Source organism: Streptomyces sp. A5-4, from assembly GCF_051131715.1.
GTDB lineage: Bacteria > Actinomycetota > Actinomycetes > Streptomycetales > Streptomycetaceae > Streptomyces.
Genome location: NZ_CP178591.1, coordinates 3,274,494 through 3,287,877, shown reverse-complemented (window position 1 = coordinate 3,287,877; position 13,384 = coordinate 3,274,494). Strand labels below are relative to the sequence as shown.

Annotated in this window: 12 protein-coding genes; 8 read left to right on the top strand and 4 right to left on the bottom strand. The window is 71.9% G+C overall.

Annotation, left to right across the window (positions count from 1 at the left end; genetic code table 11):
• Positions 1–72: 72 nt before the first annotated feature.
• Positions 73–1,941, top strand: coding sequence for a hypothetical protein (locus ACLLJJ_RS15045; RefSeq protein WP_434591088.1), 1,869 nt, complete (start codon positions 73–75; stop codon positions 1,939–1,941).
• A gap of 93 nt (positions 1,942–2,034) precedes the next feature.
• Here the strand turns inward: ACLLJJ_RS15045 and ACLLJJ_RS15040 are convergent, their stop codons facing one another.
• Positions 2,035–3,357, bottom strand: coding sequence for an ABC transporter substrate-binding protein (locus ACLLJJ_RS15040; protein ID WP_434591086.1), 1,323 nt, complete (start codon positions 3,355–3,357; stop codon positions 2,035–2,037).
• A gap of 87 nt (positions 3,358–3,444) precedes the next feature.
• Here ACLLJJ_RS15040 and ACLLJJ_RS15035 point away from each other — a divergent pair, with 87 nt between their 5' ends.
• Together ACLLJJ_RS15035 and purU are read left to right on the top strand one after the other, a co-directional pair.
• The gene (locus ACLLJJ_RS15035) at positions 3,445–3,975 is read left to right on the top strand and encodes an SCO4402 family protein (protein WP_434591083.1); all 531 of its coding nucleotides are present in this window, start codon (positions 3,445–3,447) and stop codon (positions 3,973–3,975) included.
• 95 nt (positions 3,976–4,070) lie between these two features.
• Positions 4,071–4,967 (top strand): formyltetrahydrofolate deformylase, encoded by an 897-nt coding sequence (gene purU / locus ACLLJJ_RS15030; protein ID WP_434591080.1) that lies wholly within the window; start codon positions 4,071–4,073, stop codon positions 4,965–4,967.
• Between the two features lie 64 nt (positions 4,968–5,031).
• Here purU and ACLLJJ_RS15025 read toward each other — a convergent pair whose 3' ends face one another.
• Positions 5,032–6,357, bottom strand: a complete 1,326-nt coding sequence (locus tag ACLLJJ_RS15025; RefSeq protein ID WP_434591078.1) for a zf-HC2 domain-containing protein — start codon at positions 6,355–6,357, stop codon at positions 5,032–5,034.
• Positions 6,354–6,926, bottom strand: a complete 573-nt coding sequence (locus ACLLJJ_RS15020) for a sigma-70 family RNA polymerase sigma factor (protein ID WP_434591075.1) — start codon at positions 6,924–6,926, stop codon at positions 6,354–6,356. The genes ACLLJJ_RS15025 and ACLLJJ_RS15020 overlap by 4 nt, the downstream gene beginning before the upstream one ends.
• Positions 6,927–7,213: 287 nt before the next feature.
• Between ACLLJJ_RS15020 and ACLLJJ_RS15015 the strand changes: the two genes are divergently transcribed.
• Together ACLLJJ_RS15015 and ACLLJJ_RS15010 are read left to right on the top strand one after the other, a co-directional pair.
• Positions 7,214–7,588: an STAS domain-containing protein gene (locus ACLLJJ_RS15015; RefSeq protein WP_434591073.1), complete on the top strand. Its 375-nt coding sequence runs from the start codon at positions 7,214–7,216 to the stop codon at positions 7,586–7,588.
• A gap of 123 nt (positions 7,589–7,711) precedes the next feature.
• Entirely contained in the window at positions 7,712–8,236 is a 525-nt protein-coding gene (locus ACLLJJ_RS15010; RefSeq protein WP_434591070.1) for an EF-hand domain-containing protein, read from the top strand.
• Between the two features lie 11 nt (positions 8,237–8,247).
• Here the strand turns inward: ACLLJJ_RS15010 and ACLLJJ_RS15005 are convergent, their stop codons facing one another.
• Positions 8,248–9,810, bottom strand: coding sequence for an AMP-binding protein (locus ACLLJJ_RS15005; RefSeq protein WP_434591067.1), 1,563 nt, complete (start codon positions 9,808–9,810; stop codon positions 8,248–8,250).
• Positions 9,811–9,954: 144 nt separating this feature from the next.
• Here ACLLJJ_RS15005 and ACLLJJ_RS15000 point away from each other — a divergent pair, with 144 nt between their 5' ends.
• Genes ACLLJJ_RS15000 through ACLLJJ_RS14990 form a run of 3 tightly spaced genes read left to right on the top strand, consistent with a single transcriptional unit; the run spans position 9,955 to position 13,207 of the window.
• The gene (locus tag ACLLJJ_RS15000) at positions 9,955–11,172 is read left to right on the top strand and encodes an amidohydrolase family protein (RefSeq protein ID WP_434591064.1); all 1,218 of its coding nucleotides are present in this window, start codon (positions 9,955–9,957) and stop codon (positions 11,170–11,172) included.
• Entirely contained in the window at positions 11,172–12,326 is a 1,155-nt protein-coding gene (locus ACLLJJ_RS14995; RefSeq protein WP_434591061.1) for an acyl-CoA dehydrogenase, read from the top strand. Before ACLLJJ_RS15000 ends, ACLLJJ_RS14995 begins: the two co-directional genes overlap by 1 nt.
• Positions 12,326–13,207 (top strand): acyl-CoA dehydrogenase family protein, encoded by an 882-nt coding sequence (locus ACLLJJ_RS14990; protein ID WP_434591058.1) that lies wholly within the window; start codon positions 12,326–12,328, stop codon positions 13,205–13,207. The genes ACLLJJ_RS14995 and ACLLJJ_RS14990 overlap by 1 nt, the downstream gene beginning before the upstream one ends.
• Positions 13,208–13,384 lie beyond the last annotated feature (177 nt).

The window sequence follows — 13,384 nt, the reverse complement described above, 5'->3', positions numbered from 1 at the left end:
ACCGTCGGTGCCGTAGGTCCACACGTCAAACCCCACGCAAATCCACATGCACGTTCACACGTAGGAGTCCCGGTGACACAGAGCGGACAGGGTGACGAGTCGCGGCTTCCCGCTGCGCAGCCGCCCGCGCACGAAGGTGTCGTGCTGCCCGCCGATGGCAGCGGGCCCTGGATCCCCGGGGCCGCGGCCGCCGACGAGCAGGCCACTCCGACGGGTGGACAGCCATGGGGACAGCCCTGGGGACCCCAGTCCGAGCCGGCGCAACAGCAGCCCCCGCAGGGGCAGCTGCCGCAGCAGCCGGGCGGGCAGGTGCCGCGCCCGCAGCCGGGCCAGATGGAGCCGCTCCAGCAGGTGCCGCAGGCCGCACAGACGCCGCGGCCCCCTCAGGGGCAGTACGGGCAGCAGGGCCCGCAGGGACAACTGCCGCCGTCGCACCAGCAGATGCCGCAGCAGGGGCAGTCGGGCGGGCAGCTGCCGGACCAGCAGATGTACCCGCGGCAGGGCGGAGCGCAGCCGGGCGGGTCGGCGCGGCTTCCGCAGATGCAGTCGTATCCGGGGCAGTTGCCGCCGCAGCAGGCCCAACAGCCCTACCCGCAGCACCCGCAGCATGCCGGGCAGCTGCCGGAGCCGCAGTACCCCGGGCAGGCCTGGGGGCAGCAGTACCCGCCGGCGCCGGAGCAGCAGTACCCGCCCGTGCAGGAGCAGCCCCAGGCATACCCCTCGGCGTACCCCCAGGGGCAGGGCCAGGACCAGGGCCTGCCGCAGGCCTACGCGCAGCCCCTGCCGCCGGAGAACGCCGGAGTGGGTGGCGGCGATGCCGACGCCACGCAGTACATAGCGGCGTACGTCCCTCCGGTGGCTCCCGTCGGCCCCGGCGCGCTGCCGCCCGAAAACCCCGCGGAGTCCACGCAGCTCCTGGGCCACAGGCAGGACATGCCCGCCGCGGCCGCGCCCGTGTCGGGCGCCGACGCGGAGTCCACGCAGTTCCTGCCGCCCGTGCCCGCCGGGCAGAGCCCACCCACCCCGCCGCCCGGCGGGCCGTACGGCATCAGGCCGGGCGCGCCCGAGGACCGGCAGCCGCCGGCCGAGTTCGACAGCCTCTTCCGGGCCGATGCCGCGCCCGAAGCGCCGGACTCCACACAGCAGATGCCGCGCTTCGACGCGCGGCAGCAGGCCGGTCAGTCGCAGCCCGGACACCAGGCGTCCGGCCAGCCGCAGTTCGCGCAGCAGCAGGGGAGGGCCGCGCGCCGCAACGCCGCCGCGCCCGGCCGGGCCGCCCCGAGCGCCTACCCCGAGCCCGCCGCGCCGCGTCGGCGCTCCTCACGCGCGCCGCTGATCGCCGCCGTGGTGGTCGGCTGTGCGGTCGTCGGCCTCGGCGCGGGGTGGCTGATGAGCGGGGGCGACGAGGACAGCTCCAAGGGCGATCAGCCCGTCGCCGCGGCGAGCACCCCCGGCGACGCCAACTCGCCGAAGGCCGCCGAGGATCCGGCCAAGCCGCAGGCCGAGTCGCTGGACGCGCTGCTCGCCGACAGCAACAACAGCCGTGACTCCGTGATCAGCGCGGTCGCCGCGATCGGGACCTGCAAGAACCTGCCCAAGGCGGCGAGCGATCTGCGCGCCGCGGCGAAGCAGCGCAATGAGCTGGTGACCCGCCTCCAGGGGCTGACCATCGACAAGCTGCCGGACAACGCGCAGTTGTCGGCCTCCCTCACCACCGCGTGGAAGGCCTCGGCCGCGGCCGACAACCACTACGCGGCCTGGGCCGGCCAGGTCGGTGGCAAGAAGGGCTGCCCGAAGGGCCACGCGCGCTCGACCCCGCAGCAGCAGGCGGGCAATCGGCAGAGCGGCAACGCGTCCAAGGCGAAGAAGGAAGCGGTCGGGGTGTGGAACGCGATCGCTGAGAAGCACGGGTTGACGAAGCGGGACGCTACGCAGCTCTAGGCCGGTTGGGGACACGCCCGAAGGGCGTCCGGGGGCCGGTGCCTGCCCCGGCTCCGGGACGCCGCAGGCGCCCCATGCCCGCCGCCCACGCGCTCACCCCGCGGAAGGCGCCCGTACCAGCGTTTCGCCCACATCGACGAAGTCCCTCTTCAGCTGCACCAGCCGCCCCTGCCGCACCACCTGGAACGTCACGTCCCGGTTGACGATCCGGGGGAAGTCCCGCGAGGACAGCATGTCTTCGAAGCGCCAGCTGAGGCGCGGCGTGAGCCCGCCGGTCAGTACGCCGTCGCCCTGGTTCAGCGTCCGGAAGACATCGGCCGCCGAGATGTCCGCCTCGTCGCCTCCCCCGATCGCCTCCACCGTCGCCTTCAGCACGGTGTAGGCGATCCAGGTGGTCTGCACGCCGGGCTCGGCCGGGTCGATCCGGTTGTCCGCGAACGCGTGCTCGCGGATCACCTTGCGCATCGGGTCCCACCGCGGATCGCTCGCCACCGGGTACCAGCCCGTGACGTACGCGCCCTCGAAGGGGCCGTTCCGGCCGCCCGTGCGGTCGAGGAGCGGCTGCGCGACGCTGCCCAGCACCGACGCGACGGCGACCTTCGCGCCGGTCTCGGACTCCACGCGCCGGAACGAGTCGAAGAACGTCTCCGTACGGTCTCCCAGCACCGCCGTGACGCAGCCCTTCCCGGCCCCGGCGAGGGACGCCGGCCGCGCGCTCCTCAGCGACTGCCGCGCCGCCGCCGTGTAGTCGCTCGCGTCCTCCGCCGCCCTGACGTCCGTGGCCGGACGCCGGCCGCCCTCCGCGAGGCCCGAGCCGAGGAGTGCGGGCAGGTCGTCACCGGCGATGGTGTCGGGCCGCACCAGGGCGACGCGGGAGCAGCCGCCGGCGAGCTGCCGTCCGTTGCCGGCCAGCAGGGCCGCCTGGCCGCCGTTGACGGGGTACGAGAACGGGCTGACGAACTCCTCGTCGGACGCGCCGTAGCCGCCGATGTACGGGATCCCCGCGACCTCCAGCGGTGTCATGAAGGCCCGGCCGTGCTGGCTGTACGAGCCGACGACGGCGATCGCGCCCGCCCGTACCGCCTGCCGCGCGCAGGCCGCCGCGCCGAATGTGGTGTTGCGCTCGTTGCAGGTGATGACCTTGAGTTCGTGGCCCGCCAGGCCGCCCTTGGTGTTGACCCAGCGCGCGTACGCCTTCGCCATCGCCGGCATGCCGGGCATATTGGTCGCCTTGGTGCCTTCGGGCGCCCACGTCATCACGGTCACGGGCTCCCTGGCGCCCCCCGATCCGCCGGTGAGTGCCCCGCAACCGGCGAGCAGCGAAGCCCCGACCGCCGCTGCCGTACACGCGGCGAAGAGCTTCGCGGTCCTGGTCGGGCGTGGGCGGGGGGAGGAAGGGCCTTGCCGTCCGGTCATGTGCATGCACACTTCCGCGCCCTGGGTAACGGCGGAGTGAGTGCCGGTCGACACTCGGTGACATCGAGGTGAATTACGGGGGCCTGTATGCCCGCCGAGTCGGGGAACGTACGATCTGCAATCGTGCAAGGTTCGGTGAACTCTTCCCGTCGCGGCCGTCGCTCCCCCACCATGGGCGGCATGCCGCTCAATGACATGCCGTGGTGGCGCTGGCGCACGAACGTGCGTTCCGCGCTGCACATGCTCTCCGCCCCCGCCTTCCAGCAGCAGTGCTGGCTGGCCGGTCTTGAGGGCTATGGGGACGTGACCGACGCCGTGTACCGGCTGGTCGAAGACACCTGGCTGGACAACTGGTCGGCCGAGAAATACGTCGGCACGATCTTCCGGGACGCCCAGGAGGCGTCGCTGGTCGATCTCGCCGTCCTGCGGGTGCTGAAGATCATGCACCAGGTGGGGGCGGACGCGCCGGTGTCGGCGTATCTGGAGCACCACGCCTGGCCGGAGGCGGTGCGGGCGGCGCGCGAGGCGCACGCACGGCTGGCGGCGAACGACGGTGAGGACCCGGACGTCGAGCCGCGCTCCCTGGACGTCATACGCAACCTGACCCGCTCGGCATGACCCGGTCCGGCTGACCCCGCGGGCCCCCGGCGGGTGCCATCCGCATGGTGACCGGGGCGGACCCGCACGTGCCCGGTGTGGAATCCTCTGGGGTCATGAGCGTCACGCAGCCCGTCCCCGTTCCCGCACCCGTGTCCGACCTGCCCGATCAGTACGTCCTGACGCTGTCCTGCCCGGACAAACAGGGCATCGTGCACGCCGTGTCGAGTTATCTCTTCATCACCGGATGCAATATCGAGGACAGCCAGCAGTTCGGCGACCACGACACGGGGCTCTTCTTCATGCGGGTCCACTTCTCGGCGAAGGCGCCGGTGACCGTGGAGAAGCTGCGGGCGAGCTTCGCGGCGGTGGGCGACTCCTTCCGGATGGACTGGCAGATCCACCGCCCCGAGGAGCGGATGCGGATCGTCCTGATGGTCAGCAGGTTCGGGCACTGCCTGAACGACCTGCTGTTCCGCTCGCGCAGTGGCGCCCTGCCGGTGGAGATCGCCGCGGTCGTCTCCAACCACACGGACTTCGCGGAACTGGTCGCCTCGTACGATGTCCCCTTCCACCACATCGTGGTGACGCGGGACAACAAGGCGGCGGCCGAGGCGCAGCTGCTTGAGCTGATCCGCGCGGAGGACGTCGAGCTGGTCGTACTCGCCCGCTACATGCAGGTCCTCTCCGACGACCTGTGCAAGCAGCTGAACGGCCGGATCATCAATATCCACCACTCGTTCCTGCCGAGCTTCAAGGGCGCGAAGCCTTACCACCAGGCGCACGCGCGCGGTGTGAAGCTGATCGGCGCGACCGCGCACTATGTGACGGCGGACCTCGACGAGGGCCCGATCATCGAGCAGGAGGTCGAGCGGGTGGGCCATGGCGTGACGCCGGAGCAGTTGGTGGCGATCGGCCGCGACGTGGAGTGCCAGGCGCTGGCGCGCGCGGTGAAGTGGCACAGCGAGCACCGGGTCCTGCTGAACGGCCGCCGCACGGTCATCTTCGCGTAGCCCGCCCGCCCGTGGGACGGCGCCGCACAGCCGGCTCCGGGCGGCCGCGGTGCGTGGGCGCCGTCTAGAGGCGGCTCAGGGACGCCGCCGTGAACAGGACGTCCCGGATCGCGTCCCGGTCTCCCCGCTGGCCCGCCGCCGCTTCCTGGGGTGGGATGTGGCCCGAGGTCAGTTGGCAGAATTCGACGCCGTCCAGGGCCACATGGGCCACCTCGTGGTCGGGGGAACCGACCGCGGCCGGGGAGTCCAGGGCGATGTACCAGTCGCCGCCGCCCACGCCCTCGATCTCCAGGTGCAGGGAGCGGCCGGGTGAGCCGGCCTTCACCAGGCGGCCCGACGGGGACGCCAGGCCCGCGCCGCGGCGGGCGGCCAGGGCTGCGGGAAGCAGGCGTGCCGCCAGGTCGATCATGCGGTTCAGATGGACCGCTGACGGCGGCTCGTACGGGTAGTCCACCGCATCCGCGATGTCCCCCGCGTGCACCCAGCACTCGAAGGCCCGGTCGAGCAGCGCGTCGCGCAACGGCAGGCCGAAGTCGCCGTACGAAACGGAGAGTTCGGAGACGCCGCGGCCCGCGAAGGACGCCGTGCGGATCAGGTCGTGGCTCTGCTCGCGCCACGGCTCGCGGACGCTGCGGGTGGGCGGCCGGGCGTAACTGCGCCAGTACCGCTCGGTGCGCGCCGTCGGGGATGCCGGGCCGCCGGCCACCCGATCCGGTGGGTCCGCCAGTGGGTCGACGAGGCCGAGGGCCGTCGCGACCAGGCCGTCGACGGTCATCAGGTGCCCGATGACCCCGGCGACGGTCGTCTTGCGGCTCACCGCGGCCTCGCCCTCGAACCACCGCAGCCGGACCGGCGCGTGCCACTCGGAGTCGCCGATGTCCTTCAACAGGGCGTCGAGCCGCGCCGTTTCCGCGTCGTACGGCGTGACCCAGCCCGGGACGGGGACGCGTGCGGGGCGGCGGCCCAGGCAGCCGTCGAGCACCCGGTTGCGCAGGAGCGGGTCCAGGTCGAGGCTGCGCTCGGTCTGGAGCAGGCCGACCGCGTCCCGCAGTCGAAGCGCCTCGTCCGCGCACGGGGCGCACTCGGTCAGATGCTCCTCGACGGCCCTGGTCTCCTCCGGGGAGCACGCGGCCAGCGCCCACGCGCCCAGCAGCGACTTGAGCACCTCGTGCGACGGGGACGGCAGCGGATACGGCAGCGGCGGCGTCGACGGTGGCACCGGCAGCGCGGTGGCCGGGGGCGGCGTCCCCAGCGACTCGCGGTCGTCCGCCGCCGCCCGCGGTCCCGGTATGCGCGGAGCCTGCCTGCCGAGCCACCCCTCGGGTCTGTCGGGCTCGTGCCCGTCGTGCTCCTGACCGTCCCCGTCGCCGGGCCCGCGCGACCCGGTCACCGCGCCTGCCCGAAGTCGGAGGCCCCTGGCGGGCGCGGGTTGGCGGTGGACAGCAGTTGCAGGCCGAGCCTCAGCCGCCGACGCGCCTCGTCCTCGGTGACGCCCAGGTCGGCGGCGGTCTGCCGGTAGTCCCTGCGCTGGAAGTACGCGAGCTCCAGCGCGGCCCGCAGCGGCGCCGGCATCGACGTCACGATGTAGTCCGCGCGGGCCGCCGCCGAGGCCCTGCGGACCTGCTGCTCCAGCTCTTCCGTGGTGTTGTCGCTTCCGTCGGCTATGGCCGCCGCGCCGGTGCGGCGCAGCCGGTCGACGGCCTGGCGGTGTGTGATTTTGGCCACCCAGGCGCGCATCGAGCCCTGCTTGGGGTCGTACCCGTCGGGGTGCTCCCAGACATGGCCGAAGACCTCACGCGTGACCTGGTCGGCTGCTTCGTTGTCGTCGAGCACGCGGTGGGCCAGGCTGTGCACGAGCGAGGCGAACCGGTCGTACAGCTCTCCGAGCGCCGCCGCCTCGCCGTGTGCGAGCCGCTGCTGCATCCTGCGGTCCCAGCGAGGTGGTGCGTCCTTCGCCATGCTGCCCCCAGCCTGTGCCCCTGTGCGTGTACCCCTGCCGGCCCCTGTGCCCCTCGCCACTTCCTTCGAATGTAGTGCGGGCCACCGACAACGCACGCTCCTTTGGCGCAAGTGCGCCCTTGTCACGTTCAGGATGATAATGATCCAGTCCTTCTGCGGCAGTTGTGTTTCGAGTGGGAGCCGCTGGGCAGTCGCGAGGTGGAAGGGCAACCTCCGCATCAGCAGCCCGTACCGGCAGAAAAGACCGAAACCGAAACAGCAGCCAGCAGAACGAAAGGTCCAGTCGCGTGACGCTGAAGGTGATCGAGGCCGACGAGAACGCCTGGGCCGTGCTCCATGTCTCCGGGGAGCTGGATCTGGTGACGTCACCAGCGGTCCGCCAGCATGTCCACGACGCCGTGGCCGAGGGCCGCCACCGGGTGGTTCTCGACCTTTCCGAGGTCTTCTTCTGCGACTCCAGCGGGGTCGGCGTACTCATCGCCGCCCGTCGGCTGATGCATTCCTGCGGCGGGTATCTGCGGCTGATCCTGCCCGCGCACGGCACGGAGGACGGCTCGCACGTCAACCGGGTGCTGGCCGCGCTGGGTGTACGTCGCCTGTTCGAGGTCTACCCGGACGTCGAGACCGCCGCCGACGACGAGGCGCAGGCGCTCTCCGCCTGAGCCGTCGCCCTTCCGAGTTCGAGCAGGCCGAGCGCGGCAACAAGCCGTTCGGGCCACCCGTTCCGAGGAGGTTCGATGCGAGAACCGGTCACGACCCACCCGCCCACGTCGTACGCTCCGCACATGGACAGCGCAGAGTACGAGCGCAAGACGGCCGCCCGTTTCGCCACCTTCGACCAGGACGGCAACGGCTACATCGACCGCGAGGACTTCAGTGCCGCGGCCGCGGCCCTGCTCGCAGAGTTCGGCACGAAGGCCCGTTCCGACAAGGGACAGGCGCTCTACATGGGGGCGGAAGCCTTCTGGCAGGGCATGGCAGGCATCGCCGATGTGGACGGCGACCAACGGGTCACCCGCGAGGAGTTCATCACGGGTGCGGTGAAGCGCCTGCGGGACAACCCGAAGCGATTCGCCGAGATCGCCCGCCCCTTTCTGCACGCCGTGATCGCCGTCGCCGCCGAGGGCAAGAACACGGGCGTCGCGCCGCAGGCCGCCGAACGCGTCCTGCGCGTGCTGGGTGTCGAGAGTGAGATCGCGGGCCGGGTCGCGGGCGCTCTGGAGACGGACGAGGACGGGCTGATCAGTGAGGACCGGATCCTCACCGGCTTCGCGGCCTACTACACGACGGCGGACCCGGACACCCCGTAGCCGCAGGGCTGTTACGGACTGTCCGGCGCGTACCGCTCGCGCAGCTTGTACTTGAGCACCTTGCGCAGCGCCTCGTTGCGCGGCAGCGCGGCCACGATCTCAAGACGCTCGGGCAGCTTGTGCACGGACAGTCCCGCCGCCCGCAGCTGGGCGGTGACCGCCTCCAGGGTCAACGGGCGCGCGCCCGCAGGTTGTTCCACGACGGCGCACACCAGCTCGCCGCGCACCGGGTCGGGCAGCCCGACGACCGCCGCGTCGCCCACGTCCGGGTGCTGGTGGAGGAGGTCCTCGATCTCCTTGGCCGAGATGTTCTCGCCCTTGCGGATGATGACGTCCTTGAGTCGCCCGGTGAGCACCAGATGGCCACTGGCGGTGAGGTGCCCGAGGTCGCCGGTGATCAGGAAGCCGTCGCTGTCGAAGGCCTCGGCGGTCTGGGCCGGCTCCAGATAGCCGCGGCAGACCGCCTCGCCGCGCAGCCGCACCTCGCCGTCGGCGCCGGCCGGCAGCGGCTTGCCGTCGTCGGCGGTGATCCGTATCTCCATGCCCTCCGGCGGCCTGCCTTCGGTGGTGGCCAGGTTCTCCGCGGCGTCGTCGGGCGCCCCCATGGTGATCATCGGGACCTCGGTCATGCCGTAGCCGTGGGTCAGTTGGCAGCCCAGCTCGCGCACGACGGCGTGGTAGATCTCCGGGGGCTTGGGCGCCCCGCCGCCCGCCAGCAGTCGCAGAGTGGGGATGAGCTTCTCCTCCGGCCGCTCGCGCTGGGCGGTCAGGAACATCGAGTAGAAGGCGGTCGATCCGCCCGCGACCGTGACGCCGTGCCTGCGGTAGCCGTCGAGCGCGGCGGGCAGCGCGAAGTGCTCGAAGAGGACGGCGGGGAAGCCGTACAGCAACAGCATCACCAGGTAGTCCGGGCCGCCGATGTGCGCGTACGGAAAGGCGATCGAGCCGACGTCATCCGGTTCCAGGTGGAGCGCGTGCGCCAGGCAGGAGCCGCCCGCGAGCAGCGAACGGTCCGTGTGCAGGACGCCCTTGGGGTCCGACGTGGTGCCGGAGGTCCAGTAGATCCAGTGGATCGCCGTGCCGTCGTCTGCGGCGGGGGGCGGCGGCAGGATCGAGGGATCGCCGTCCGGCAGGTTCTCGTACGCCTCGAAGACCATGACGGGGTCCGGGAGTTCTAGTGCGAGCCGGTGGGCCATCGCCGCGTGGTCGAAGCCGCGCCACTCGCCGGGGACTGCGAAGAACTCCGCCTTCGACGCGCGCAGCGCGAAGCCGACCTCGCGGTCGCGGTAGAACGGGATGACCGGTGACTGTACGGCGCCGAGCCTGGCCAGGGCCACCGAGAGCAGCACCGTCTCGATCCGGGTCGGCAGCTGCCAGGCGACGACGCTGCCGGGGCGCACGCCGAGTCCGTACAGCCCGGCCGCGACCCGTTCGGCGCGCTCGCGCAGTGCGCCGAAGGTGAGGGTGCGGTCGTCCTGGAGCAGCGCGGCCCTGTCCCCGCTGAGCGCCGCGCGTCGGGTGACGAGTTCCCACAGGGTGCGCGAGGCGCCCAGCTGGTACGGCGTATCGGTCATGGTCCGGGCTCCCTGGCGACTTTGGGCAACTGACGGACAGTCAGATCGTGCCGAGAGTGTAGGGCTCAGCGCCTTGTCGGTCCAGAGGCGCGGGGCTAGCCTGATATCTGACGGGTCATCAGAAACGCCGAAGGGGACACACCCATGGAACTGCCTCGGATCATCAGCGTCGACGACCATGTGATCGAACCGGCGCACCTCTTCGACACCTGGCTGCCCGCGAAGTACCGCGAACGCGGGCCGCAGCCGCTGACCGCCGGGATCGGTGAACTGGCCTACGTCGCGGGCAAGTACCGCATTACCATGGACCCGGACGGGCCGCCGACCGACTGGTGGATCTACGAGGACCTCAAGTTCCCGTACAAGCGCAATATCGCCGCCGTCGGCTTCGACCGCGACGACATGACCCTGGAGGGCATCACCCGCGCGGAGATGCGGCGCGGCTGCTGGGACCCCAAGGCCAGGCTCGCGGACATGGACATCAACCATGTCGAGGCGTCGCTCTGCTTCCCCACCTTCCCGCGCTTCTGCGGGCAGACCTTCGCCGAGGCGCGCGACAAGGAAGTCGCCCTGGCCTGTGTGCGCGCGTACAACGACTGGATGGTCGAGGAGTGGTGCGGCGACAGCGGCGGCCGGCTGATCCCGCTGTGCGTCATCCCGCTGTGGGACATCGACCTCGCCGTCGCCGAGATCAAGCACAACGCGGCGCGTGGCGTGAAGGCCGTGACCTTCAGCGAGATCCCCACCCACCTCGGTCTGCCGTCCATCCACTCCGGCTACTGGGACCCCTTCTTCGCGATCTGCGAGGAGACCGGCACCGTCGTCAACATGCACATCGGCTCGTCGTCGCAGATGCCCGCCGCCTCGCCCGACGCCCCGCCCGCCGTCCAGGCCTCGCTCAGCTTCAACAACGCGATGGCCTCGATGATGGACTTCCTCTTCAGCGGCGTCCTCGTGAAGTTCCCCCGCCTCAAACTCGCCTACAGCGAAGGCCAGATGGGCTGGATCCCGTACGCCCTGGAGCGCGCCGACGACGTGTGGGAGGAGCACCGGGCCTGGGGCGGGGTCAAGGACCTCGTCCCCGAGCCCCCGTCGACGTACTACTACCGGCAGATGTTCTGCTGCTTCTTCCGCGACAAGCACGGCGTCGCCTCGCTGGACGTCGTCGGCCGCGACAACGCGACCTTCGAGACCGACTATCCGCACGTCGACTCGACCTTCCCGCACACCAAGGAGGTCGCGCTCGACCACATGGTGGGCCTCGACGACGAGACCGTGTACAAGCTGATGCGCGGCAACGCGATCCGCATGCTCGACCTGGACGTCCGGCAGTTCGGCACGTTCGACAAGCCGGGCCGCTGATGGATCTCACCTACACGCCGGAGGAGCAGGACTTCGGGGAGCGGCTGCGGGAGTGGCTGGCCAAGACCCTGCCCGATCTCGGCCCGCGCCCCGACCCCATGGACTGGCCGGGCAGACGCGCGTACGACACGGACTGGCAGCGCAGGCTGTACGACGCCGGGTACGCGGGACTGCACTGGCCCGCCGACGCGGGCGGGCGCGGCGCGACCCCCACCCAGCACCTGATCTTCCTGGAGGAGACCGAGCGGGCCGGGGCGCCCTACGTCGGCGCGAACTTCGTGGGGCTGCTGCACGCGGGCCCCACCGTCGCCGCCGAGGGGACGGCGGAGCAGCGGGCGCGCTGGCTGCCGCCCGTCCTGCGCGGCGACGAGGTGTGGTGCCAGGGGTTCAGCGAGCCGGGCGCGGGCTCCGACCTCGCCTCGCTGCGGACCCGCGCGGTGCGCGATGGCGACCACTACGTGGTCAACGGGTCCAAGATCTGGACCTCGCACGCGGAGGTCGCCGACTGGTGCGAGCTCCTGGTCCGCACCGATCCGACGGCACCCAAGCACCGCGGGATCTCCTGGCTGGCGATGCCGATGGACGCGCCGGGCGTCACCGTCCGGCCGCTGCGCACCCTCGCCGGGTCGACGGAGTTCGCCGAGATGTTCCTCGACGACGTACGGATCCCGGTGCGCAACCGGGTCGGCGAGGAGAACGACGGCTGGCGCGTCACCATGGTCACGCTCTCCTTCGAGCGCGGCACGGCCTTCGTCGGCGAGGTCGTCGCCTGCCGCCGCACCCTGGGCGAACTCGCCGCCGCCGCGCGGGCGAACGGCCGCTGGGAGGACCAGGCCCTGCGGCGCGGACTCGGGCGGCTGAACGCCGAGTTCACCGCGCTGTGGCGGCTCACCCAGTGGAACGTGACCGAGGCCGAACGCACCGGCGGCGTGCCGGGCGCCGGAGGCTCTGTCTTCAAGCTCCGCTACTCGCAGGCCCGTCAGGAGCTGTACGACGCGGCGGCCGAGGTGCTGGGGCCCGACTCCCTCGACCTGTCGCACGACTGGACCCTGGACCGGCTCTCGTCCCTCTCGTACACGATCGCGGCCGGTACGTCCCAGATCCAGCAGAACATCGTCGCCGAGCGCATCCTCGGCCTGCCGAAGGGACGTTGATGGATTTCCGGCCGACGGACGACCAACGGGCGTTGCAGGCGGGGATGCGGGAGCTGCTGGCGGGCCGTTTCGGGCGCGAACGGCTGCGGGCGGCCGTCGACGAGGCCGACGGGGGCGCGCCCGCCGTCGACCGGGCGCTGTGGCGCGAGCTGGGCGACGCCGGGTTCTTCGCGCTGCGGCTGCCCGAGAAGGACGGTGGGGTGGGCCTGGGGCTGCCCGAGGCGGTCCTGCTCTTCGAGGAGGCGGGGCGGGCGCTGCTGCCCGGCCCGCTCGTCACGACCCACCTGACCGCGGGTTCCGTGCCGGGCGCGGCCACCGGCGAGACCGTGGTGACCCGGGTGGACCGCGGCCTGGTGGAGTGGCTGGACGCCGCCGACCAGGTCCTCGGCGACGCCTCGGGGGCCACGCCGGTGCGGTCGGTGGACCCGCTGACGCCACTGCACCGGGTGCCGGGGGACCCCGGCGCCCCCGACCGCCGGCCCGAGGCGGCGCTGCTCACCGCTGCCGAGCAGGTCGGCAGCGCCTCGCGCACCACGGAGCTGGCCGTCTCGTACGCGCGCCAACGCGAACAGTTCGGGCAGCCCATCGGCGCCTTCCAGGCGGTCAAGCATCTGTGCGCGCGGATGCTGGTACGGGCGGAGGTGTGCCGTGTCGCCGTGTACGCGGCAGCCGTGACGGGTGACCCGGTGGAGATCGCCGGCGCCGGACTGCTGGCCGAGGAGGCGGCCGTACGCAACGCGAGGGACTGTCTCCAGGTGCACGGCGGAATGGGCTTCACCTGGGAGGCGGACGTCCACCTCCACCTCAAGCGGGCCTGGGTGCGGGCCGGGCGCGGGCCGTCGGCGGGCGAGACGGCGGAGGCGCTGGCCGCCGCGTTGTGAACAGGTGTGGCCGCATGTGACTGGATGTGACCGGGCGGGTACACATGCGCGGGGATGGGGCGGGCCGTTCGTCCGTACGTTCCGTACAGAGGCGCTCTGTCACGAACTTTGAGCGATTACCGAGCGTCGATATCGGGTTGTGTCCTATGCGTGACTCGTCACGGGGTGGAGTCGGCG